The 22,702-nt window shown below is 71.4% G+C and carries 22 protein-coding genes; 9 read left to right on the forward strand and 13 right to left on the reverse strand.

Annotated elements, in window-relative coordinates:
• Nucleotides 1-17 precede the first annotated feature (17 nt).
• The 5 genes from pcaG to CVS47_RS15350 all read right to left on the reverse strand — a co-directional run bounded on the left by pcaG (nt 18) and on the right by CVS47_RS15350 (nt 4,045).
• Nucleotides 18-584 (reverse strand): protocatechuate 3,4-dioxygenase subunit alpha, encoded by a 567-nt coding sequence (gene pcaG / locus CVS47_RS15330; RefSeq protein ID WP_127096861.1) that lies wholly within the window; start codon nt 582-584, stop codon nt 18-20.
• A complete protein-coding gene (gene pcaH, locus CVS47_RS15335; protein WP_127096862.1) occupies nt 584-1,477 on the reverse strand; it encodes a protocatechuate 3,4-dioxygenase subunit beta in 894 nt (297 codons plus the stop codon). The genes pcaG and pcaH overlap by 1 nt, the downstream gene beginning before the upstream one ends.
• A gap of 85 nt (nt 1,478-1,562) precedes the next feature.
• Nucleotides 1,563-2,330, reverse strand: a complete 768-nt coding sequence (locus CVS47_RS15340; RefSeq protein WP_127096863.1) for an IclR family transcriptional regulator — start codon at nt 2,328-2,330, stop codon at nt 1,563-1,565.
• Nucleotides 2,331-2,378: 48 nt separating this feature from the next.
• Nucleotides 2,379-3,581, reverse strand: coding sequence for an MFS transporter (locus tag CVS47_RS15345; RefSeq protein ID WP_241240365.1), 1,203 nt, complete (start codon nt 3,579-3,581; stop codon nt 2,379-2,381).
• 5 nt (nt 3,582-3,586) lie between these two features.
• Nucleotides 3,587-4,045 (reverse strand): MarR family winged helix-turn-helix transcriptional regulator, encoded by a 459-nt coding sequence (locus CVS47_RS15350; RefSeq protein WP_127096865.1) that lies wholly within the window; start codon nt 4,043-4,045, stop codon nt 3,587-3,589.
• A 90-nt stretch (nt 4,046-4,135) separates the two neighbouring features.
• Here CVS47_RS15350 and CVS47_RS15355 point away from each other — a divergent pair, with 90 nt between their 5' ends.
• Genes CVS47_RS15355 through menE form a run of 4 tightly spaced genes read left to right on the forward strand, consistent with a single transcriptional unit; the run spans nt 4,136 to nt 7,982 of the window.
• A complete protein-coding gene (locus CVS47_RS15355) occupies nt 4,136-5,056 on the forward strand; it encodes an SDR family oxidoreductase (protein ID WP_127096866.1) in 921 nt (306 codons plus the stop codon).
• Nucleotides 5,053-5,928, forward strand: coding sequence for an amidohydrolase family protein (locus CVS47_RS15360; protein ID WP_241240188.1), 876 nt, complete (start codon nt 5,053-5,055; stop codon nt 5,926-5,928). Before CVS47_RS15355 ends, CVS47_RS15360 begins: the two co-directional genes overlap by 4 nt.
• Nucleotides 5,929-5,949: 21 nt before the next feature.
• Nucleotides 5,950-6,405, forward strand: a complete 456-nt coding sequence (locus CVS47_RS15365; RefSeq protein ID WP_127096868.1) for a MaoC family dehydratase — start codon at nt 5,950-5,952, stop codon at nt 6,403-6,405.
• Between the two features lie 56 nt (nt 6,406-6,461).
• Complete coding sequence (menE, locus tag CVS47_RS15370) at nt 6,462-7,982, forward strand: o-succinylbenzoate--CoA ligase (protein ID WP_127096869.1); 1,521 nt, start codon at nt 6,462-6,464, stop codon at nt 7,980-7,982.
• 454 nt (nt 7,983-8,436) lie between these two features.
• Here the strand turns inward: menE and CVS47_RS15375 are convergent, their stop codons facing one another.
• From CVS47_RS15375 to CVS47_RS15395, 5 genes are read right to left on the reverse strand one after another with little or no spacing between them, the layout of a single operon-like run.
• The gene (locus CVS47_RS15375; protein WP_241240189.1) at nt 8,437-9,711 is read right to left on the reverse strand and encodes an ABC transporter substrate-binding protein; all 1,275 of its coding nucleotides are present in this window, start codon (nt 9,709-9,711) and stop codon (nt 8,437-8,439) included.
• Nucleotides 9,708-10,775: a branched-chain amino acid ABC transporter permease gene (locus CVS47_RS15380; RefSeq protein ID WP_127096870.1), complete on the reverse strand. Its 1,068-nt coding sequence runs from the start codon at nt 10,773-10,775 to the stop codon at nt 9,708-9,710. Before CVS47_RS15380 ends, CVS47_RS15375 begins: the two co-directional genes overlap by 4 nt.
• Nucleotides 10,775-11,656 (reverse strand): branched-chain amino acid ABC transporter permease, encoded by an 882-nt coding sequence (locus CVS47_RS15385; protein WP_127096871.1) that lies wholly within the window; start codon nt 11,654-11,656, stop codon nt 10,775-10,777. The genes CVS47_RS15380 and CVS47_RS15385 overlap by 1 nt, the downstream gene beginning before the upstream one ends.
• A 1-nt stretch (nt 11,657) precedes the next feature.
• Nucleotides 11,658-12,368: an ABC transporter ATP-binding protein gene (locus tag CVS47_RS15390; RefSeq protein ID WP_127096872.1), complete on the reverse strand. Its 711-nt coding sequence runs from the start codon at nt 12,366-12,368 to the stop codon at nt 11,658-11,660.
• On the reverse strand, nt 12,355-13,137 hold the full coding sequence (locus tag CVS47_RS15395; protein WP_127096873.1) for an ABC transporter ATP-binding protein: 783 nt from the start codon (nt 13,135-13,137) through the stop codon (nt 12,355-12,357). The genes CVS47_RS15390 and CVS47_RS15395 overlap by 14 nt, the downstream gene beginning before the upstream one ends.
• Before the next feature lie 265 nt (nt 13,138-13,402).
• Between CVS47_RS15395 and CVS47_RS15400 the strand changes: the two genes are divergently transcribed.
• Both CVS47_RS15400 and CVS47_RS15405 read left to right on the forward strand, forming a co-directional pair.
• Nucleotides 13,403-14,269 carry an IclR family transcriptional regulator gene (locus CVS47_RS15400; protein WP_127096874.1) on the forward strand — a complete coding sequence of 289 codons (867 nt, stop codon included), beginning with the start codon at nt 13,403-13,405 and terminating at the stop codon, nt 14,267-14,269.
• 52 nt (nt 14,270-14,321) lie between these two features.
• Nucleotides 14,322-15,440 (forward strand): 5-methyltetrahydropteroyltriglutamate--homocysteine S-methyltransferase, encoded by a 1,119-nt coding sequence (locus CVS47_RS15405; protein WP_127096875.1) that lies wholly within the window; start codon nt 14,322-14,324, stop codon nt 15,438-15,440.
• A 42-nt stretch (nt 15,441-15,482) separates the two neighbouring features.
• Here CVS47_RS15405 and CVS47_RS15410 read toward each other — a convergent pair whose 3' ends face one another.
• On the reverse strand, nt 15,483-16,259 hold the full coding sequence (locus CVS47_RS15410) for an NAD(P)-dependent oxidoreductase (RefSeq protein WP_127096876.1): 777 nt from the start codon (nt 16,257-16,259) through the stop codon (nt 15,483-15,485).
• A gap of 117 nt (nt 16,260-16,376) precedes the next feature.
• Here CVS47_RS15410 and CVS47_RS15415 point away from each other — a divergent pair, with 117 nt between their 5' ends.
• Nucleotides 16,377-17,081, forward strand: coding sequence for a GntR family transcriptional regulator (locus CVS47_RS15415; protein ID WP_241240190.1), 705 nt, complete (start codon nt 16,377-16,379; stop codon nt 17,079-17,081).
• Nucleotides 17,082-17,105: 24 nt separating this feature from the next.
• Here the strand turns inward: CVS47_RS15415 and CVS47_RS15420 are convergent, their stop codons facing one another.
• A complete protein-coding gene (locus tag CVS47_RS15420) occupies nt 17,106-18,458 on the reverse strand; it encodes an aminomethyltransferase family protein (protein ID WP_127096878.1) in 1,353 nt (450 codons plus the stop codon).
• A gap of 104 nt (nt 18,459-18,562) precedes the next feature.
• Here CVS47_RS15420 and CVS47_RS15425 point away from each other — a divergent pair, with 104 nt between their 5' ends.
• Both CVS47_RS15425 and CVS47_RS15430 read left to right on the forward strand, forming a co-directional pair.
• Nucleotides 18,563-19,513, forward strand: a complete 951-nt coding sequence (locus CVS47_RS15425) for a LysR family transcriptional regulator (protein ID WP_127096879.1) — start codon at nt 18,563-18,565, stop codon at nt 19,511-19,513.
• Between the two features lie 307 nt (nt 19,514-19,820).
• Nucleotides 19,821-21,194: an aminomethyltransferase family protein gene (locus CVS47_RS15430; RefSeq protein ID WP_206502670.1), complete on the forward strand. Its 1,374-nt coding sequence runs from the start codon at nt 19,821-19,823 to the stop codon at nt 21,192-21,194.
• A gap of 85 nt (nt 21,195-21,279) precedes the next feature.
• On the opposite strand, the gene ligM is transcribed toward CVS47_RS15430, so the two are convergent.
• Entirely contained in the window at nt 21,280-22,686 is a 1,407-nt protein-coding gene (ligM, locus tag CVS47_RS15435; protein ID WP_127096880.1) for a vanillate/3-O-methylgallate O-demethylase, read from the reverse strand.
• Nucleotides 22,687-22,702: the final 16 nt, after the last annotated feature.

The following is a 22,702-nucleotide window of genomic DNA, read 5'->3' on the forward strand; positions in this document are numbered from 1 at the left end:
GGCCGCGGCATCCGCTCTCAGAACGTCAGGAAGACGGTCTCGCCCTCGCCCTGCAGCCGGATGTCGTGCTGCAGGCTGCCGTCGGGCAGGCGGGTCGCGATGAGCGTAGCGCGCTCGTCGGCGTCCAGCGACGACAGCAGCGGGTCGGCGGCGAGCGCCGCCTCGTCCTCCGGGAGGTAGATGCGCGTGTGCAGCTTGTCCGGCAGTCCGCGGGCGAACACGACGACCGCGAAGAACGGCGCGCGCCCGTCGATCGATCCGGGGTTGCGGGTCCAGAACTCGAACCGCCCCTCGTCGGTGGTGGCCGAGCGGCCGAAGCCGGTGAAGGTGTGGTCGTCGCGCCGGCGCGAGCCGCGACCGCGCGGGACGGTGCCGTCGGCGTCCGCCCCCCAGACCTCGACGATGGCGTCGGGGATGGGCTGACCCGCGCCGTCGCGCAGGATGCCGCCGACGACGATCGCGCCGGGGCTGTGCGGGAAGGCGACCTCGTGCTTCTTGTCGTAGTCGAGGCCGAAGGCGAAGAACGGGCCGATCGTCTGGCCCGGCGTCGCCGCGTGCGTCCTGGGGGTGGTGGGCGTGGGCATCAGTGCTCGTCCTCCTGCTCGAACCACGTGGCATCCGGACCGTCGACGACGATGTCCCAGCGGTACCCCATGGAGAACTCGGGCACCGTCAGGTCGTGGTCGTAGGCGCCGATCAGGCGGTCGCGGTCCGCCTGGCGCGGAATGGTGTTGTAGATCGGGTCGAGCGCGAAGAGCGGGTCGCCCGGGAAGTACATCTGCGTGATGAGGCGCTGGGTGAATCCGCTGCCGAACACGGAGAAGTGGATGTGCGCCGGACGCCACGCGTTCACGTGGTTCTTCCACGGATACGGGCCGGGCTTGATCGTGGTGAAGAAGTACTCGCCGTCGTCGTTCGTGACGGTGCGGCCGGCACCCGTGAAGTTCGGGTCGAGCGGAGCGGGATGCTGGTCGCGCTGGTGGATGTAGCGCCCTGCGGCGTTGGCCTGCCAGATCTCCAGGAGCTGGTTGCGCAGCGGGCGGCCCCAGGAATCGAGCAGCCGGCCCTGCACCGTGATGCGCTCGCCCTGCGGCTCGCCGCGGTGCTGGAGCGTCAGATCCGACTCGATGGCCGCGACATCGCGTTGGCCGAAGGCCGGCGAGTACAGCTCGATCGTCTCGGGATCGACCAGCCGCGGGTTCTTCGTCGGGTGGCGCAGGATGCTGGAGCGGTAGGGCGCGTAGTCGTGCAGCGTCGCACGGCCGCTCTCGCCCGCGGCGTCGCGGCGGGCGACGTCGGCGGCGATCTCCTCGATCTCGCGGGTGATCTGCGTCTGCGTCGGCATGTCGGCCGACGCGAGCAGCGTCTCGGGGGCCGCCGCGGTCTGCTCGAGCACGACGGACGAGCGGAACGTCTCGCCGTTGTCGCCTGTCTCGTGGGTCTCGGCAGGATCCGTGGGGGCGTCGGGGCCGGTCATGGCGTCTCCTTCGACGGTGCGTGGGTCGGTTTCAGAGTGCCATCCTCGGGCCGCGGCATCCGCTCGCTTTCCTAGTCAGTGGGAATCAGGCGGTGCGCAGCGCGGCGGCGATGTCCTTCGCGGACTGGACCACGAGCGGACCGAGCCGGCGCTCGTCGGCGCGCTCGAGGTGCACGACGATGCCGATGGCCACCGGCGGCAGACCGTCGACGTGCGCGAGCGGCGCGGCGACGGAGATGTTGCCGAGGGTCATCTCCTCCCGGGTCGTCGCGTAGCCGCGTGATCGCGCCCGCGTGAGGTCGGCGCGGAGCTCGGACTCGGACGTGATGGAGTGCGTCGTCTCGCGCTCGAGCGGAACCCCGAAGTACCGGGCGAGCCAGTCGTCCTGGCGGGTGGACAGCAGCGCCTTGCCCACACCGGTGGTGTGCAGGGGCTGCCGGCCGCCCATGCGGCTGAGCGTGGGGATCGAGTCCTGCCCGGTGACGCGCCCGACGAACAGCGCGGACGCCGTCTCGGGGGTCGGCGCGTCGAGCACCGCGAGGTGGACGTTCTCGCCCGTCGCCTCGTAGAGCCGCGACATGTGCGGCAGGGCGGTCTCGCGCAGGCGCAGCGACAGCGGCGACAGCTCGCCCAGCTCCCACAGCCGTGAGCCGATCGTGTACGTGCGGCCCGGTCCGCGCGCGAGCAGCCCGAAGTCCGTCAGCTGCGCGAGCAGCCGGTGCAGCGTCGAGGTCGCGAGCCCCGTGCGGCGGGCGAGCTCCGCCGCCGTGAGCGCGGGCTCGTCGTCCGAGAAGCAGTGCAGCACGCGCATGGCTCGGGCCAGCATCCCCTCGCCCGCGTCGTCGCCTGCCATGCTCGGCCTCCTGGATCGAGGGTAGCGGGAGGGGCTCCGACGGCCCGCTCAGCGCACCCGGGCCCGCCGCAGCGGCGCAGTCGCCGCCGAACCGGCCACGCCGAAGAGCACCACGGCGACCAGGACGGCCAGCAGGGAGGCGGTCCAGGATCCGGTCGCCTCGTGCAGCGCCCCGACGATGAGCGGGCCGGCCGCCGCGACGCCGTACCCGATGCCCTGCACGAGGCCGGAGCGTCCGGCGATGGTGCGCTCGTCGCCGCCGAGCGCGTTGATGAGGATGAACACCACGGTCAGTCCACCGCCCTGCGCGATGCCGCTGAGGGCGCACCACAGCAGCCACAGGTGGGGCGCCGCGAGGAAGCCGAGCGGCACCGCGAGCCATCCGAGGGCGACGAGCAGCACGGCGGCGCGCACCGAGACGCGGGTCGTGACGAGCGGCGTCAGCAGCGCCCCGGCGATGCCCGCGACCTGGAAGATCGCCGCGATCGCCCCGGCCTCCGTACCGCCGAAGCCCTGGTCGCCGAGCAGCGACGGCAGCCAGGCCGTGACGCCGTAGAACGCGAACGCCTGGCCGGCGAACGCCGCTGCGAGCAGCCACGTCGAGGCCTGTCGCAGCACCCGCGCGGGCTCGCCGGTCATGGGCGCGGCTCCGGCCGCGGCATCCGGCGCGAAGGCGCCCCGCAGCCCGCGGAGACCGACCCACACGGCGAGCGCCGCGAGCCCGAAGCCCGACCAGACGAGGATCGCGCCGCGCCAGCCGATGCCGGTCGCGAGCGGCGCCGTGGCGAGTGTGACCGTCATCGTGCCGACGTTGATCGCCGAGGTGTAGACGCCGGTCATGAGATGCGTGCGCTCGGGCGGGAACTCGCGCCCGATGATGATCGGCACCACCACGTTGCCGATCGTGAGGAACAGGCCCAGCAGCGCGGTGCCGACGAGGGCGGCCACCAGTCCGCCGGCCGAGCGGACCAGGCTGCCGGCGATGGCGCCGGTCAGGCAGACGGTGAGGGCGAAGTCCGGGCCGCCGCGCCGCACGATCGCGACGGCGATGGGCGAGCACAGCGCGAAGCAGAGCACGGGGATGCTGGTGAGCAGCCCGACGACGCCGGCGTTGACCTGGAGGTCGTCGCCGATCGCCCGCGCGACCGGCGCCACGGCGACCACGGGCGCCCGCAGCATGGCGGCGCTCAGCACGACCGCGACGGTCAGAGCGACGAGCGAGCCGCCCACGGCGGCGGAGCGGGACGACATCGCGCTCACGCCGGGGGGAACGCGATCGTGCGCAGCAGCCCGACGAGCTGCGCGCGGTCCTGCGGGGAGAGGTCGGCGTGCAGCAGCTCCTCCGCCTCGCGCGCAGACGCCGACGCGGCGGCCAGGAGGGCTCGGCCCTTGTCGGTGGCCGTCACGACGTTGGCGCGACGGTCGGACGGGTCGGGCTCGCGCACGATGAGCCCGCGCGACTGGAGGTCGTCGACGAGCGCGACGACCTGGCTCGGATCGAGGCGCAGGAACTCCGCGAGACCCCGCTGGGAGGGATGCTGCGCCCCGGCCGCCAGCATGAGCACCGAGTACGAGCGCACCTTGAGTCCGTGCGCTGCGAGCGCGGCGTTGCCGGCGGCGAGCGACAGGGCGTTGGCACGGGCGAGCAGGAAGCTCAGGTCTTCCGTGAGCGCGAACTCGACCTCGGCGGGCACCTCCGGCAGGTCGCGGCTCATTCCCCCAGCGTAGGCGAAACTCCCGTTTCGCAATCATTGACTTTCTCAACGGACTGCGGTTCGATGATCGAGACACGAAGGAGTCCTCACATGCTGCTCGAAGGCAAAGTCGCAATCGTCACCGGATCGGGCCGCGGGCTCGGCCTCGCCTACGCCCAGGAGCTCGCCCGGCAGGGTGCAGCCGTCGTCATCAACGACGTCGACGCCGCCACCGCCGACGCCGCGGTCGCCACGATCGAGCAGAGCGGTGGGCGCGCCGTCGCCGTCGTCGCGCCGGTGGGCCCGACCGAGACCGCGCAGGAGCTGGTCCGCACCGCCGTCGAGACCTTCGGCGGCCTGGACATCCTCGTCACCAACGCCGGCGTGCTCCGTGACAAGACACTCTGGAACATGAGCGACGACGACTTCGACACGGTGATCAACGTGCACCTCCGCGGCACCTTCACCTGCGTCCGCGAGGCCGCGGTGCACATGCGCGCCAACGGCGTCGCCGGCCGCATCATCTGCATCGGCTCGCCCACCGGGCAGCGCGGCAACTTCGGCCAGACCAACTACGCCGCCGCCAAGGCCGGCATCGTCGGCATGGTGCGCACCTGGGCGCTCGAGCTCAAGAAGGCCGGCATCACCGCCAACGCCGTCATCCCCGTGGCCGCCACGGCGATGACCTCGACGATCCCCTACTTCGCGGCGGCGGTCGAGGCCACCGAGCGCGGCGAGGCCATGCCGCCGTTCTTCCGCCACGACCTCGGCTTCGGCGTCTCGGAGGACGTCTCGGGCGTCATCGCGTACCTCGCCTCCGACGCGGCCGCCGGCGTCTCCGGCCAGGCGATCGGCGTGGGCGGCGACCGCCTGCAGCTGTGGTCGCACCCCGAGCCCGTCGTCACCGCGTACCACGACGGCGGATGGTCGATCGAGGCCCTCCAGGACGAGTTCCCCGGCCTCACCGAGGGGAGCCTCCAGTCGGTCGGCGAGACCTTCCCGCCGCTTCCGGAGGACCTGAAGCGCTCGTGACCCGCTACGAGAGCGCGATCGACGTCGACGCGCTGACCGCCATCGACGTGCACGTGCACATCGAGGTCGACGCGCACGGGCACTCCTCCCTGCCGCCCGATCTGGCGGAGGCCGCGGCCCAGTACTTCAAGGCCGGAGCCAGTCCCGACCTCGACGGCGTCGCCGACTACTACCGCGAACGGCGGATGGCCGCGGTGGTCTTCACCGTCGACGCGCAGACCGAGCTGCAGCATCCTGCCCTCTCCAGCGCCGAGATCGCCGACGGGGCCGCCCGTCACAACGACGTGCTGATCCCGTTCGGCTCGGTCGATCCCCGCCGCTCCGACGCCGTGGACATCGCGAAGCGCCTCATCGAGGAGTCGGGGGTGCGCGGCTTCAAGTTCCACCCGACCGTGCAGGGCTTCGACCCGAGCGAGGAGCGCTGGTACCCGCTCTACGAGACGATCCAGGATGCCGGCGTCCCGGCCCTGTTCCACACCGGTCAGACCGGCATCGGCGCGGGCATGCGGGGCGGACGCGGCTTCCGGCTGGCGCTGTCGAACCCGATGCTGCTCGACCCGGTGGCGGCGGACTTCCCCGACCTGCAGATCATCATGGCCCACCCGTCGGTGCCGTGGCAGGACGAGGCGCTGGCGGTGGCGACCCACAAGCACAACACGTGGATCGATCTGTCCGGCTGGAGCCCGAAGTACTTCCCCGAGTCGCTCGTGCGCGCCGCGGGCAGCTACCTCCGCTCGCGCGTGCTGTTCGGCTCGGACTACCCGCTCCTCACCCCGGATCGCTGGATGTCGGACATCGCCCAGACCGCGATGAAGCCCGACGCGCTCCCCGCGATCTACAAAGACAACGCCGTGCGCCTGCTCGGCCTCTGAAAACCACCTGAAAGGCACATCGTGACCACGACCGTCGCATACGCAGACCTTCCCTCGCTCGTCGGCCAGGACCTCGGCTTCACCGACTGGATCGAGGTGACCCAGGAGCGCGTCAACGTCTTCGCCGACGCCACCGACGACGACCAGTGGATCCACACCGACCCCGAGCGGGCCACCGCCGAGAGCCCGTTCGGCGGACCGATCGCGCACGGCTTCCTCACCCTGTCGCTGACGATCCCCTTCATCACCGAGCTGCTCGACGTCGAGGGCGTGACCACGAAGGTCAACTACGGCCTCGACAAGGTGCGCTTCGTCTCGCCCGTGAAGGTCGGCGCGCGCGTGCGCATGGGCGCCGTGATCGCCGAGGTCACCGAGGTCGCCGGCGGCTACCAGCTCGTCATCGACCAGACCATCGAGATCGAGGGCGGCACCAAGCCCGCCGTCGTCGCGCGCGGACTCAGCCGCTTCTACGCCTGACACCGGCGGGCGCACGACGCCCGCCGGTCACCACCCCGCGACGAAGGAGTCGGCGAATGAACGACCAGGGACTCGGCGGCTGGCTCGCCCGGCGCCGTCTGCGCTCCCCCGACAAGGCGGCGCTGCTTCACGGCGAAGACGGCCGGCTCACCTACAAGGAGCTGGCCGACGCCACCGAGCGCGCCGCCGCCGTGCTGGCCTCGCAGGGGGTCTCCCGGGGCGACCGGGTGGCCTACCTCGGCGAGAACAGTCCGGGCTTCATCATCGCGCTGTTCGCGACCGTGCAGCTCGGGGCCGTGTTCGTGCCGATCAACACGCGCCTCGCGCCGCCCGAGGTCGCGCACATCCTCCGCGACAGCGCCGCATCGCTGCTCGTGCACGACGTCGAGTTCGACGAGCGACTGGCCGCGGTCGCCGCGGAGCACGCGCTTCCGCCCTCCCTCCCCACCACCGACGGCGACGGCCGGCCCGGCTTCCCGTCGCTGATGCGGGATGCCGCGCCCGGACTCCCCGGGGTCCGCGTCGCGCCGGCCGACCCCGCCGCGATCGTCTACACGTCGGGGACGACGGGCCGCCCGAAGGGCGCGATCCTCACCCACCAGAACCTGACGTTCGTCTCGCTGAACTGCATCATCGACTACGACGTCACCTCGCATGACGTGGCCCTGATGATCTCGCCGCTCTTCCACGTGGCCTCGCTCGGCATGGGCGCGCTGCCCGTGCTGCTGCAGGGCGGCACCCTGGTGCTCGAGAAGGGCTTCGAGCCCGGCGCCGCGCTGCGGCAGATCCAGCGGCACCGGGTCACGATGCTCAGCGGCGTGCCCACGACCTACATGATGATGGCCGATCATCCCGACTGGGCGACCACCGACCTGTCGAGCCTCGACAAGCTCACGTGCGGCGGATCGGCGGTGCCCACGCGCATCCTGACCGCCTACGAGGAGCGCGGGCTCGCCTTCGCCCAGGGCTACGGCATGACCGAGACCGCGCCCGGCGGCACCAGCGTGCCTCCCGCGATGTCGCGCGAGAAGCAGGGCAGCGTCGGCCTCCCCCAGTTCTTCCTCGACGTGCGCGTCGCCGACGAGGACGGCCGCACGCTCCCCGCGGGCGAGGTGGGCGAGGTGCAGGTGAGCGGACCCAACGTCTTCGCGGGCTATCTCAACCTGCCCGAGGCGACCGCGGCCGCCTTCACGGCCGACGGCTGGTTCCGCTCCGGCGACCTCGGGTACGTCGACGCCGACGGCTATCTCTTCATCTCCGGACGCTCGAAGGACATGATCATCTCCGGCGGCGAGAACATCTACCCGGCCGAGGTCGAGAACCTGCTCGCGGATGTGCCCGGCGTCGCCGCGGCCGCCGTCATCGGCGTGCCCGACGACCGCTGGGGCGAGGTGCCGTGGGCCGTCGTGACGGTCGCGCCGGGCGCCGCCGTCGACACGACGACCGTCGCCGCCTTCCTCGACGGCAAGCTCGCGCGCTACAAGATCCCGAAGCGCGTGGTCGTGGTCGACGAGCTGCCGCGCACCGCGTCGGGCAAGGTCCTCAAGGCCGAGCTGCGGGAGCGCTTCGCCGCCTGAGCCGGCGCGCGCGCATCGCACCGCCGCCCGCGACCCGCACCGCCGCACGCCAACCGCACCGCCACAGGTTTTGTCTCGCGAGGCGCAACTCCACGGATTCTGCGGACCTGTTGCGCGGGATCCACGGGATCACAGGCTCCGTGCTGTCTCAGTGACCCGGATCCGTGGAGTTCGTCCGGGTGGTGAGCACACGCGGCGCGAGCGGCGCAGACATGCGGCTGCGACGACTGCGCGGCGGCTGTCCTGCATCCGCGGTGCGCAACTCCACGGATCCGGCACTGCCACCGCGCAGCATCCGGGTCATCCGCCCGAGTTGCTTCCCGGAGCACCCCGATCCGTGGAGTTGTGCCCGCCGGGCGCTGCCTGCTGAGCACCGGCGGTGGCCACCCCGACGGCCGGGGACGCGGAACGGGGCGGCCCCGAAGGACCGCCCCGTTCTGTGGTGCGCCGTCGATCAGCCGAAGGACTCCGCCGTGGCGTAGCCCTTGCCGTTGTACTTCTGCACCTGGACGCTGGAGACGGCCGGCTTGCCGTCCTGCGTGGTGTCGATCGTCGACCCCTCCAGCATGAGCGGGGCCTGGAAGTCCGAGATGCTCTCGAGCGCCGTCATGAAGCTCTCGCGCGTCGGCTCGGTCATGGTGGTGAAGGCCTGCTCGAGCGTCGAGGCGGCGATCCAGCTCCAGACGCAGTGCGGGAACGCCGGGACGCCCTGCTGATCGGTGTACTCCGCGATCGCGTCGAGGAACGCCTTGCCGTCGGGGCTGTCGCCGAAGGTCGGGCTCGCGGCCGACTGCGAGAACGCGACCGAGTAGACGCCGGGGAACGCCGAGCCGCCGCCGGGCTCGAGGATCGCCGTCGGGCTCGACGTGTTCGAGGGCAGGAACCAGCTGGGCAGCCAGCCGAGCTGCTGCGTCTTCTGCATCGAGGAGATCACCAGCGGGGTGATCGACATCGCGTTGAAGAAGACGTCGGCGCCGGATGCCGCGAGCTCGGTCAGCTGGGCGTCGACCGACGTGTCGGTGGCCTCGTAGGTCAGCTCGCCGACGACCTGGATGTTGGACGCACCCGAGATCGCCTCCTTGAAGCCCTCGACGTAGCCCTTGCCGTAGTCGTCGTTCTGGGACAGGATCGCGACCTTGTGGTCTTTGGCCGAGGCGGCCAGCAGCTCGCCGAACGCACCGCCCTCCTGCTGGTAGATCGGCACGAAGCCGAGCTGCTCCGGGCTCTCCTCGCGGTTGCTGAACAGCGGGTCGCCGGTCATGACGAGCACCTGCGGCACCTTCTCGTCGATCGCCGCCTCGCGCCAGGCGCGGTTGGTCGGCGTGCCGAGGCCGATGCCCGCGGCGAAGACGCCGTCGGAGACCATCTGCTGGAAGTTGGCGAGCGCCTTCTGCGGGTCGTAGGCGTCGTCGTAGGCCTTGATGTCGACGGTGCGGGTCTTCCCGTCGCCGAACTCGATGCCGCCCTCGGCGTTCTTCACCCCGAAGTAGGCCTTCGCCCCGTCGACGGTGCAGTTGCCGGGGCCGGCGGTGGCGCCCGTCAGCGGGCTCGTGATGCCGATCGTGATGCTCGTGTCGGTGATGCCGGGGCTCGCCGCGGCAGCTCCGCCCGACGCATCCCCTCCCCCGGCCGGCTCGCCGCCGCGGGAGCACCCCGCGAGCACGAGCGCGACGGCGGACGTCAGGGCGACAACGCCGATGACTCCTCTTGCTCTCCTGCGCATGTTCATGCCTGTCCTTGCCTCTCTGTCTCTTCGGTGCCCTCCTCGTCGCGGCCGGGAGCCGGACGGGAGGAGGTCTGCGTCGCGGTCCGGGCGAGGTCGGACGACGATGTGCGCCGCAGGCGGCGGCGGATGCGGCGGGGCAGGCTGACCAGCCCGCCCGGGAGGACGAACAGCACCACGAGCAGGACGACGCCCTGGATGATCGTGGTGAGGTTCGGGTCGATCGCGCTCGTGGCCTGCGGGACGAAGACGTAGTACGCGCCGCCGATGAGCGATCCGACGATGCTGCCCGCGCCGCCGATGACCATCGCCGCCAGCAGGCTGATCGAGTGGCCGAAGCTCAGGGTCTCGGGCGAGGTGTACTGGACGGCCACCATGTAGAGGAAGCCGCTGACGCCGCCGAAGAGGGATGCCACGGTGAAGGCGAGCACCTTGTACCGGTACGGCGAGATGCCCATGGACGAGGCGACGTTCTCGTTCTCGCGGACGATCGCGAGCGCGCGGCCGAACCTGCCGGTCACGAAGTTCCGCGCGAGGACGAAGGAGACCGCGACGATCGCCAGGACGATGTAGAACTGCCACTGGTCGTCGTAGAGCCCACTCCCCTCGGGGGCGTTCGAGAAGCGGGCGGAGACGCCCTGCGATCCGCCGGTCACGTCGGAGAAGCGCTTGGCCAGCGGCACGCCCACGATCGGCAGTGCGATGGTCACCATGGCGATCGCCAGTCCGCCGAGCCGCGCGGCGGCCAGGGCCACGAGCAGCCCCGCGGCGGCGGGGATGAGGCAGGCAGCGGCGAAGACGAGGACGATGTTCCAGTCGTTCTGCACCCCGTAGGCGGTGACGTAGGCCCCGAGTCCGAGGAAGAAGATCTGACCGAGGTTCACCTGCCCGCCGTAGCCCATGACGATGTTCAGGCCCAGCACCGCGACGGCGTAGACGCCGATGCGGATGAGGGTCTGGTTCGCGATCTGCGGCAGGATCAGCGGCGCCACGAGCAGCGCGATCGCCACCACGGCGATCGTCGCCCACCGCACCCACGGGGTGCGCCACATCGTCGACACGGCGGCCATCAGACGCGCACCACGATGCGACGGCCGAACAGGCCCTGCGGCCTGAGGATCAGCACGACGAAGACGAGCAGGAACGGCACGGCGATCTTGAGGTCGTAGCCGATGAAGGGCACGTAGACGGCGGCGAGGTTCTCGAGCACGCCGATCATCCAGGCGGCGACGACCGCGCCGAGGGGACTGCTCAAGCCGCCGATGATCACGGCGGCGAGCGCGTAGACGAGGGCGCCGTCCAGCATCCCGGGTGTCAATGTCAGCTGCGGGGCGACGAGCGATCCGGCGATCGCGCCGAGCGCGGCGGCCAGACCCCAGCCGATCATGAGCAGACGTCCCACGGGCAGACCCGACAGGGCGGCCGACTCGGGGTTGATGGCGACGGCGCGGAGGGCGAGACCCAGCTTCGTGCGCATGAACAGCACCTGCAGCACGATCATGATGGCGACGATCGCGCCGATCGTGCCGAGCGAGCGGATGCTCACCACCGCGCCGAGCACCTCGACGGTGCTGAGCGGGAAGAGCGACGGGAACTGACGGTTGTCGTAGCCCCAGATCCACGCGCAGATGCCGGTCGCGAGTGTCAGGATGCCGATCGTCACCACGACGGCGGTGTCGGGGTCTCCGCGCTCGAACCGGCGAACGAGCAGGCGCTCGGCGGCCGCGCCGAGGGCGAAGGAGATCACCACGGCGATGAGGATCGCCACGATCAGGGGAAGGCCCAGCTGCGTGAAGACGTAGGCGATGTACGCCGACAGCACGGCCATGCCGCCCTGGGCGAAGTTGATCAGGCCGGTCGCCTGATGCACCAGCACGATCGCGAGGGCGAGCGCGCCGTAGATCGAACCGGTGGACAGGCCGTCGATGACCAGCTGCACGAAGGTGCCCATGTCAGCCTCCCAGGTAGGCGCGTCGGATCTCGTCCATGCCCTTGAGCTCGGCCGAGGTGCCGGTGAGGGCGTTGCGGCCCGTCTCCAGCACGGTGGCCGTGTCGACGAGGGTGAAGGCGAGGTTGGCGTTCTGCTCGACGATGAGCATCGCGATGCCCGACTCCACCCGCAGGCGCCGGATCGCGTCGTAGACGTTCTTCGCCGTCGAGGGGGCGAGTCCGAGCGACGCCTCGTCGAGCAGCAGCAGGCGGGGGCGCGCCATGAACGCCCGGCCGACGGCGAGCATCTGCTGCTCCCCGCCGGAGAGGGCCGAGGCCTGCGAGCCGATGCGCTCCTTGAGCTGCGGGAAGAGGTCGAGGCAGTAGTCGATGTCGGCGGGGATCGCCTTGCGGTCCTTGCGGAGGTACGCGCCGACGCGGAGATTCTCGCGGACGGTCAGCTGCGTGAGGGTGCCGCGTCCCTCGGGCACGTGTGCGATGCCGAGCGCCGCGGTGCGGTCGGGGCCGAGCCCGCGGATGTCGCGGCCGTCGAAGCGGATGCGCCCGCCCGCGCGCACCATGCCGCTGATGGCGCGGAGGGTGGTGGTCTTGCCCGCGCCGTTGGCGCCCAGGATGCCGACCGCCCCGCCCTCGGGGACGCTGAGGGAGACGCCCTCGAGCACCTGGACGGGTCCGTAGGAGGCCGTCACCTCCTCGAGCTCAAGCAGCGTCATCGGCCGCATCCTTGCCGAGGTAGGCCTCGATCACGCGCGGGTCGGACTGTGCCTGCGCGGCCGTGCCCTCGAGGAGCGTGCGGCCGTGGTCGAGCACGACCACCCGGTCGGTGAGGGCGGAGATCAGCCCCATGTGGTGCTCGACGATGACGACCGTCATGTCGTCCTCGGCGCGCAGGCGCCGCACGGTCTCGATGAAGTGCTCGACCTCGGCGTGCGAGAGGCCGGCGGCCGGCTCGTCCAGCAGCAGGAGCGCCGGCTTCAGCAGCAGCGCCCGGCACAGCTCGATGCCCTTGTGCAGGCCGTGGCTCAGCTCGTCGGCGGGCACGTCGGCCGCCCAGTCGAGCCCGGCGCGCTCGAGCAGCCCCCGCGCCTCGGAGCGCAGCGACTTCTCGGCCCTCCCCGTGGCGGGGAGGCGCACCGACCACGACAGGGGGCCGCCCGGCAGGCGCGTGTGCCCGCCGAGGAGCACGTTCTCGAGGACGGACGCCTTGAGCTGGAGGGCCGGATGCTGGAACGTGCGGGCGAGGCCGCGACGGGCGAGCTTCGACGGGGCGAGGCCGATGACCTCGTCGCCGTCGATGGTGATGGATCCGGAGCTCGGCCGGTAGTGGCCGCTGATGCAGTTGAACAGCGACGTCTTGCCGGCGCCGTTCGGACCGACCAGACCGAAGATCGCTCCCGGCTCGACGTCGAACGACACGTCGTGCAGGACGGAGATGCCGCCGAAGCGGAGGTTCACGTCTTTCAGGCTCAGCCGGGCGGCCATGCGTCACCTCTCCCGTATGGCGTCGTTGCAGCGGGTCGTCGGACCGAACGTCCGCTCTGGTCGAAACTATGGATCGGGGCCAAGATTGTCAACGATTTTGGCTTGAGAACCGGAATGGTTGCCGGTTCGTGATCCGATGAGCAGGAGCGGTGCGTCGACCGTAGGGGGCGGGAGCATCCGCTTTCCTGCCTGATTCCGTTCAACGGAACCGGTGGCTACGCTTTCCTGAGGCCGGCGCGACGATGCCCCGGCCGAGGAGGAACCCATGGCGCGCGCATCCGGCGGCGAGTCCGTGCTCAGCAAGCACCTGCGGGTGATGGAGGCCTTCGACGCCGCCGATCCGTTCCTGACGCTCTCCGACATCGCGGCGCGCGCGGGGCTCGCGGCTTCCACCGCGCACCGGCTCGTCGCGGAGCTCGAGCGCGAGGGGCTCGTCGAGCGGCTCCCCGATCGCACCTACCGCCTCGGCGTGCGGCTCTGGGAGATGGCCTGCCGCACGCCCGGCGCCCTGGGGCTCCGGGAGCTCGCGCGCCCGCACCTGCAGTCGCTGCACGCGCGCGTGCGTCAGCACGCGCAGCTCGGCGTCCTCAACGGCACGGACGTGCTGTTCCTCGACCGGCTCTCCGCGCGCGACGCCGTCGTCAACGCCACCCTCATCGGCGGGCGCATCCCCCTGCACGTGTCGTCGTCGGGCCTCGTGCTGCTCGCCCACGCCGGACCGGAGGTGCTCGAGCGGGTGCTCGCCGCGCCGCGCATCCGCTACACGCCCGCGACCCTGTGCACGCCGGCCGAACTGACCGCGGCCCTCCGCGACGTGCGGGCACGCGGGTGGGCCGTCTGCGACGGGCACGTCCACGAGGAGTCGCGCGGCATCGCCGTGCCGGTCTACGGTGCCCACCACGACGTGATCGCGGCCATGGGCGTGGTGGTGCCCAACGACGGCGCCGACCCGCTCGCCCACATCGAGCTGCTGACGCGCGCCTCGCACGCGATCACGGAGGCGATGCGCGCGGCGTCCCTCCCCCCGAGCCATCCCGGAGCCCTCCCCGGCGGGCGTTTCCGACCGCTCGTGACGTCGTCGGTGCGATCGATGGAATACCTCGAGGCGCGCGCCGGCGCCGCGGCGCCGTAACGCGGGGACTCCCCCGGCCGGGCGTCCGTGACGCTCGACTATCGTGAGCGGCATGTCTGTGAACCCCCCGTTCCGCGCCGACATCGTCGGCAGCTTCCTGCGGCCCGAGGCCGTCTCGTCCGCCCGCGCCCGGTTCGCCGCCGGAGAGCTCGACGCCGCCGAGCTGCGCGCCGTCGAGGACGAGGCGATCACGGCCCTGGTCGCGCGCCAGGCGCAGACCGGGCTCCGCGTCGCGACCGACGGCGAGTTCCGCCGGTCGTGGTGGCACTTCGACTTCTTCGGGATGCTGGACGGCGTCGAGGTCGTCGAGCTCGACCACGGCATCCAGTTCCAGGGGGTGCAGACGCGCCCGCGCGGCCTGAAGATCGACGGTCCCGTCGGCTTCCCCGACGACCACCCGATGCTCGAGCACTTCCGCTTCCTCAAGCCGGTCGCGGAGGCCGCGGGCGTGACGCCGAAGTTCAGCATCCCCGCGCCGACGGTGCTCGACTTCCGCCTGGAGGCCGAGGCGCTCGCGGGCTCGCCCTACGACCACCGCGACGACATCGTCGAGGATCTCGCCGCGACCTACCGCTCCGCCGTCCAGGCCTTCTACGACGCCGGCTGCCGCTATCTGCAGTTCGACGACACCGCGTGGGCCTACCTCTGCTCCGACGTCGAGCTCGCGAAGGCGGCCGAGCGCGGCATCCGCACCGATCACCTCGCCGAGCGCTACGCGCGTCTCATCAACGCGTCGCTGCGAGACAAGCCCGACGACCTCGTCGTCACGACGCACGTGTGCCGCGGCAACTTCCGCTCGACCTGGATCTCGTCGGGCGGCTACGAGCCGGTCGCCGAGCAGCTGCTGGGCGAGACGGCCTTCGACGGCTACTTCCTCGAGTACGACAACGAGCGCTCCGGCGGCTTCGAGCCGCTGCGGTTCCTGCCGAAGGGCGACAAGGTCGTCGAGCTCGGGCTCATCACGACCAAGACGGGTGACCTGGAGTCGGCCGACGACATCGTCCGCCGCATCGAGGAGGCCGCCGAGGTGGCGCCCCTCGACCAGCTCGCGCTGAGCCCGCAGTGCGGCTTCGCCTCGACCGAGGAGGGCAACGAGCTGACCGCCGACCAGCAGTGGGCGAAGATCGACGCCGCCGTCGCGATCGCCGGCCGGGTCTGGGGCGACGCCTAGGGCCTTCCCGCTCGGTGAGCGGGGAGCGCAGCGCGGGGGCGGTCAGTGGCCGGTGGGGTCGGCGGCGATCCGCTCCAGCCAGGCGATCGTGCCGTCGGTCATCGGATGCGCCGCCTCGAGCGACCCGAGGTAGGACCGCACCTCGCGCATCTCCGCCGCACGGCGCACGGCGTGCCGACGGGTGCCCTCCAGCATCCGCTCGACGAGCTCCTCGCCGCCGTCGCCGAACTCCGCGGCGATCTGCCCCATCACCCAGTCGCGTGCGCCGACCTTCTCGGCGGCGGTGGCGCTCTCGAACACGAGCGCGGCCACGCCCTTCATGAAGACGCTGCGCAGCAGCTTCCGCTCGGCCGCAGCCCCGGCGTCGGGGCCGGCATCGGCGGCCGGGATCCCCACGCCGCGGAGCGCGCCGAGCAGGTGCGGCGTCGCGACCCCGCTGACGAGCAGGTCGGTGTCGATCCGCGCGCGGCCGACGGGCGCGAGGATGGCGACGTCGGAGAACGGGATGCCGCGCCCGGCCGCCCGCGCCGCCAGAGCGCGCTTGGTGTCGGGGTGGCTCGTGTTCAGGTCGGCGAAGAGGGCGCCGTCGGCCATCGCCGGCAGCGCCTCGTCCATGGCCGCCGTCGACGCCTCACCGCCGACGAGGCTCAGCACGACTTCCGCGCCGTCGACCGCGTCGGCGATCGTCGGCACCTGGCGCACCCCCGGCAGCTCCGCCCGCACGCGGGGATCGACCCCCGTCACCGTCGATCCGCGGGCGGCCAGGTCGGCCGCGTAGATGCTGCCCGCTTCGCCGAGTCCGAGCACTGCGACGCGCATCCGACCTCCTTCGGTCGCTGGACTGTCCGAGTATTGTCGACAATAGTGGCTCGAATGCCCGGCGACGCCGGGCGTCTCGATCCGCGGACGCCCGCCCCGCGGGCCGGAGGGAGCGCAGTGGCCGCCATCGCAGACGCCGTCCTGAAGACGGCCCCCGAGCCCGCGTCCGGCGAGACCGATCTCGCGTCAGGCGACACCGCGACCGGCGAGACGGCCGCCGACCGCATCCGCGCAGCCATCGTCCGCGGCGACTACGCGCCCAACCAGCGCCTCATCGAGGCCGACCTCAGCGCCGCCTTCGACGCGAGCCGCGCAACCGTGCGCACGGCCCTGCTCGCTCTCACCGGCGAGGGTCTCGTCGAGCGGATGCCGAACAAGGGCTCACGCGTGCGCGCCATCTCGCTGGAAGAGGCCATCGAGATCCTCGAGGTCCGTATGGGCGTCGAGGGACTGTGCGCCGCGAAGGCCGCCGAACAGGTCGGCGAGAGCGAGATCGCCGAACTCCTCGACCTGCGCGCCGACATGCTCGGCGCCGTCGCCGAGGGCGACCTCCCCGAGTACTCCCGGCTGAACCAGCTGCTCGACCAGCGCACGCGCGAGTTCGCCCGGCACGCCACCGCCGCGGAGGTGCTGGCGCGCCTGCACGCGCAGAGCGTGCGTCACCAGTTCAAGCTCTCCGGGCGTCCCCTCCGCGCGAAGGTGTCGGTGCAGGAGCACGTGGCGATCATCGACGCGATCGTCGCGAAGGATCCGGATGCCGCGGAGCAGGCCGTGCGCACCCACCTGCGGAGCGTCGTCGCGGCCCTCCGCGAACTGCCCTAGCCGCGGCATCCGTCCCGACGCGACTCAGGCCTTCCGGTAGTTCTCCCGGGCGAAGGCCGAGTACGGCGCCGGCTGCACGGTGGCGCGGATCCGCACCTGCCGGTGCGGCTCGACGGCGGGCTTCTGCGAGTTCGGGTCCTCGCCCCAGACGACCTCGACCGGCGTGCCCGGTGCGGCGTACGCGACGTCGATGCTGGCGAGCGAGACGAACGCGTGCTCGTTGGTGATGTAGCCGGCGTCGTGCGAGATGCCGACGTCGGCGCCGTCGATCAGCACGCGGTCCACCTGGTAGAGCCCGTACCGCGCCTTCGGGAAGTCGATGTACTTGGCCGGCACGCCCGGCTCGAGGAGCGTGCGCACGGCCGCGGCCACGTCGTCCTCGTCCCACACGAGCGTCACCTTCGTGCGGCGCTGCGCTGCGGCATGCCGCTCGAGGGCGGCGCGTCCGATGAAGTCGTGGTCGAAGGCGACGCTGCGCCCGTACGCGAGGTCGTAGGGCGTGACGTAGTAGTCCTCGACGTCGTCGGAGTCCAGCGACCCCGCGAGCGATCCGGCGCGCGCGGCGGGCAGCCACTCGCGGTACGCCTCCGTGCCCTCGCCGGTGAAGATGGCCGGCAGGGGCGACGGCACCCAGGCCGACTCGAGGTTCGCCGACGAGTAGGCCTTCGCCCCGACCGGCACCAGGCCGAACTCCTCGCCGGCCGCCACGATCGCCGCCCGCACGCGCGCGCCCTCCGCCCACGGCCCGAACAGCTCGAAGCCGGGCTGCCCTGCCATGCCGTGGCGCAGCGACCGCACGGTGAGCCCGTCGATCGTGAAGGTCGCCATGTGGAAGAACCTCGTCTGCGGCACAGGTCCGCCGATGAGCCGCTCCATCAGCTCGAGCGCGCGCGGTCCCTGCAGCTCGTAGCGGTAGAGGCGCGGGTCGCCCTCGCGCACCAGGGAGTTGCCGTCGCGCTCGGCCGTGGCGTCGTAGTCGCCCGTCTCCAGGTGGTACTGCACCCAATCGATGACCATCGGGTGCCCGACGAGGTCGAAGGAGTCCTCGGCCAGGTGGAACAGGATGGCGTCGCCGATGAGGTAACCCTCGTGGTTCACGGCGATGAACTGCTTCGCGTTGTCGACCGCGAAGGTCGCGAAGCTGTTCACGCCGACGTCCGAGAGGAGCCGGAGCGCGTCCGGACCCGTGAGGAAGAGGTCGGTCATGTGGTGGGACTGGTCCAGCAGCGCGACCGACTCGCGCCACGACCGCTGCTCCGACCGCCAGTTGCTGAACTCCGGGGTCACCGGGAAGACGGTGGGGCGTGCCTGCGCGTTGCGCAGCAGGCTGACGGCACCACCCGCGCGGGCGATGGCGGCGGCGAGCGACTCGGTCATGGGGACTCCTTCGTTCCGACTGTTCCGACTCTCCGATGCTATGCATGACAGCGCATGCGGCCTACGATCGCGCATAAGCATCGCTTATCGAGACGAAAGGATGCGTGAGCCCGGCCGTCATGGATCTGAACCTGCTCCGCGTCTTCGTCGCCGTCCACGAGACCCGCAGCCTCACGACCGCCGCCTCGCGGCTCTTCGTCACACAGCCGGCCGTGAGCCAGGCGCTGGCGCGCCTGCGCCGCGACCTCGACGATCCGCTGTTCACCCGCGTCGGGCGCGCGATGGAACCCACCCCGCTCGCGGTCACCCTCTTCCCCGGCTTCCGCGACGCCCTCGCCGGCATCGACCGGACGATCGACGGCGCGATCGGCTTCGATCCGGCGGTGTCGACGCGCCGGTCGCGTCTCGCCGTCTCGGAGCTCGGCGAGATCGGCTACTTCCCCGCCATCCACCGCGCCGTCCGGCGGGCGGCTCCGCATCTCCGCCTCGAGACCGTCGCCCTCGACGTCGCCGCCCTCCCCGACTGGCTGTCGGAGGGCACCGTCGACCTCGCCATCACGTCGTCACCCGTCGCCGGCGACTTCGAGCACACGGTGCTCAAGCGCCAGGGCTACGCCGTGCTCATGTCGGACGACCACCCGCTCGCGCGCGGCGGCGACCTCACCCTCGAGGACTACATCGCCGCGCAGCATGTCGTCGTCGGCGGCGACTCCGGGCGCCCCTCCCTGGAGGCGGCCCTGCGCCGCGCCGGCGCGCTCTACCGCCCCGAGGTCGTGCTCACCCACTTCGCCTCCCTCCCCTCCCTGCTCGCGGCCGCGCCCGACCTGATCGCCACCGCGCCCGACACGATCGCCGAAGGCTGGGCGCGGAGCTGGCCGCTCACCGTGCAGCCCCTGCCGCTCGCCATGCCCTCGGTCGACGTGTGCCTGTACCGGCGCGCGACCACGCAGCAGCTCACCGCGCTGGACTGGCTGTTCACCACCACCGCCGACGCGGTGCGCGGCACCCACGGCGAGTTCTTCGCGATCCACGGGGACGCCGAGGGCCCGGCCTGATCGACGCGCGGCCGGAGTCGTCGCCGCGGGACCGGCCCGATCGACGAGCGGCCGAGTCGTCCCCGCGAGACGTCGCAACACGCCGCGCCCTCGCGTCGTCGGACGGCGTGTTGCGACGTCTCGCGAAGGGGTCGCGGCACGAAGGGGTCGGGGCGCGAAGGGGTCGCGACGCAACGGACGCCGCGGGCCCGGCCTGGTCGACCGGCGAGCGGAGGCCGCGGCATCCGCTCGTCTTTCCGTTCAACGGAATCGAGCCCGCGACGCAGGACGCGGCGCTCGTACGCTGGCCCCACCCACAGGAAGGTCGATGATGACGAACGAATCCCTGGCCGAGGCCATCACCCGCGCGGGCGGAGCCGTCGAACTGCTGCGCAACCAGAACTGGCCGGCGTTCACGTTCCCGGTCGCGCCGGAATTCACGAACTGGCGCGACGAGCAGCGGGCCTGGAACACCAGCGTCGCGCTGATGGACCAGTCGCACCACATGACGCAGCTGTTCCTCTGGGGCGATGACCTCATCCCGATGCTGGAGGGCATCTCGCCCAACACCTTCGGCACGTTCCGACCCGGGGTGGCGAAGCAGCTCATCTCGGTGAACAAGGACGGCTATCTCATCGGCGACGGCATCCTCTTCAACATCGCCGAGGGTGAGGAGGGGCTCGTGCTCGTCGGGCACCACATGCTCATCGACTGGGTGCGCTTCAACGCCGAGAGGGCGGAGGCCGCCGGCAGGGACGTGCACCACCGACTCGACCCGAACTCGCACATGCGCCAGGGGCCGCCGACCTTCTACCGCTACGAGCTGCAGGGCCCCGAGGCCGACCGGGTGATGGAGAAGCTCTTCGGCGGACCCGCGCCCGACATCAAGTTCTTCCACATCGGCGACGTGACGATCGCCGGTCGTCCGGTGAAGGCGCTCCGTCACGGCATGGCGGGTCAGCCCGGCTTCGAGTTCTTCGGGCCGTGGGAGGACAACGAGACGGTGCGGGACGCCATCATGGACGCCGGCGAGGAGTTCGGCATCCGGCGGGTCGGCGCGAAGGCGTACTCCTCGACGCCCCTGGAGTCCGGATGGGTGCCCACGCCTTTCCCCGCGATCTTCGACGAGGACTTCGCCGAGTACCGGGAGTGGCTGCCCGCGGCGCGGATCGGCAACCTCGGCGGCTCCCTGCAGTCCGACGACATCCACGACTACTACATGACGCCGTTCGACCTCGGCCTCGGACGCTCGGTGCGCTTCGACCACGACTTCCACGGCCGGGCTGCCCTCGAGCGCATCGCCGCCGACCCGGAGCGCCGCAAGGTCACGCTGCTGTGGAACGCCGACGACGTCGCGGCGATCGTCCGCTCGCAGGTCGAGCCCGGCATCCCCGCGAAGTTCCTGGAGTTCCCCAAAGCCCGCTACGGCCTCTACCAGATGGACGAGGTGCGCCACGAGGGCACACCGGTCGGGATCTCGACCGACGCGGGCTACATCGCGTTCGACCAGCTGTACATGTCGCTGGCCACGCTCGACGTCGACATCGCCGACGGCACCGAGGTCGTGGTCGTGTGGGGCGAGGACCCGATCTCGCGCAAGCACTCGGTCGACGCCGCCCACCGGCAGGTCGAGATCCGCGCCACGGTCGCCCCCGCGCCGTACCACGACTACGCGCGGACGGTCTATCGCGCGAACGGCTGACGCGCGATCGGTCGTCCGAGTCGCGATCGCCGACGACAGAGGAGGGGGCGGATGCCGCGGCATCCGCCCCCTCCTCTTCTGCGCGTCAGACGGCGGCTGCGGCGGTGCGCCATCCGCCGTGGTACTCGGTGCGGGCCGTGACGGCGTAGGGCACGGGGCTCACGACGGCGCGGACGGCGAGCTGCTCGTGCGGCTCGACGGTGGTCTTGCGGGATCCGCCGTCGGGCTCGCCCCAGACCACGCGCACCTCGGCGCCGATGGGCACGTCGGGGTTCACGGTGGCCAGCGACAGGCCGCGTTTCTCGTTCGCCGTCACGCCGGTGAACAGCGACAGGCCGACGGTGTCGCCGTTCGCGTCGATGACCGCGTCGTAGTTCGACGAGCCGTAGTTCGCGTTGGGCAGGTCGAAGACCTGGTAGCCGGTGCCGTCGCGGTCGATCGGGGTGGTCAGGAGCTTGGCGAGGTCCTCGTCGTTCCACGCGAGGGTGACCTTCTTGCGCTGGGCGTCGGGATCGACCTTCTCCAGCGCCTCGCGGCCGATGAAGTCGTGGTCGAACTTGACGAACGAGCCGTAGCCGAGCTCCCAGGGGTTCAGGTAGTAGTCCTCGATGTCGTCCGAGACGAACGAGCCGGCGAGCGCGTTGATCGCTTCGTAGCTGTTCGCGGGCAGCCACTCGCGGTACGCGCGCTCGGCCTCGCTCGAGTAGATCGCCGGCAGCGGCGACGGGATCCAACCCGACTCGAGGGTGTTGGAGGAGTAGGCGCGGGAGCCGCAGGGCTCGATGCCGAACTCGCGTCCGGCCTCGAGGATGGCGTCGCGGATCTTGCCGTGCTGCTCGTACGGTCCCCACAGCTCGAGTCCGGGAGCGCCGGCCATGCCGTGACGGAGGGTGCGCACCTTCTCGCCGGCGATCGTCATCTCGCCCATGTGGAAGAAGCGCACCTTGTCCAGCGTGCCGCCGTTGAGCTTCTCGATGATCGCCCACGCGTTCGGACCCTGGATCTGGAAGCGGTAGTACTCGCGGCTCACCGCGGCGCCGTAGGGCCGCGACGGGGAGCGGTCGTCGTAGCGGGTGTCGACGTTGTAGCCGCCGGTCTCGGCGTGGAACTGCAGCCAGTTCGCCCCGGGGGCGCGGCCGACGTAGACGTACTCGTCCTCCCCCTCGTGGAAGAGGATGCCGTCGCCGATGACGCCGCCGTTCGACGCGGTCGGCACGAACTGCTTGGCCGTGTTGAGCGGGAAGTTGGCGAAGCTGTTGATGCCGGTGTCCGACAGCAGCTTCAGCGCGTCGGGGCCCGACATGAAGAAGTTGACCATGTGGTGCGACTGGTCGAAGAGCACGGCCGTCTCGCGCCACGACTTCTGCTCGCGCCGCCAGTTGCTGAACTCCGCCGGAACCACCGGGTAGATGTAGGTGCCCAGCGGCGAGTTGCGCAGGTGCTGAACCGTGTCGCCGGCCTCGTCGAGGACCTGCTGCAGGTTGTCGGCCATGGGTGTTCCCTTCCAC

The organism is Microbacterium lemovicicum (assembly GCF_003991875.1).
Classification (GTDB): domain Bacteria; phylum Actinomycetota; class Actinomycetes; order Actinomycetales; family Microbacteriaceae; genus Microbacterium; species Microbacterium lemovicicum.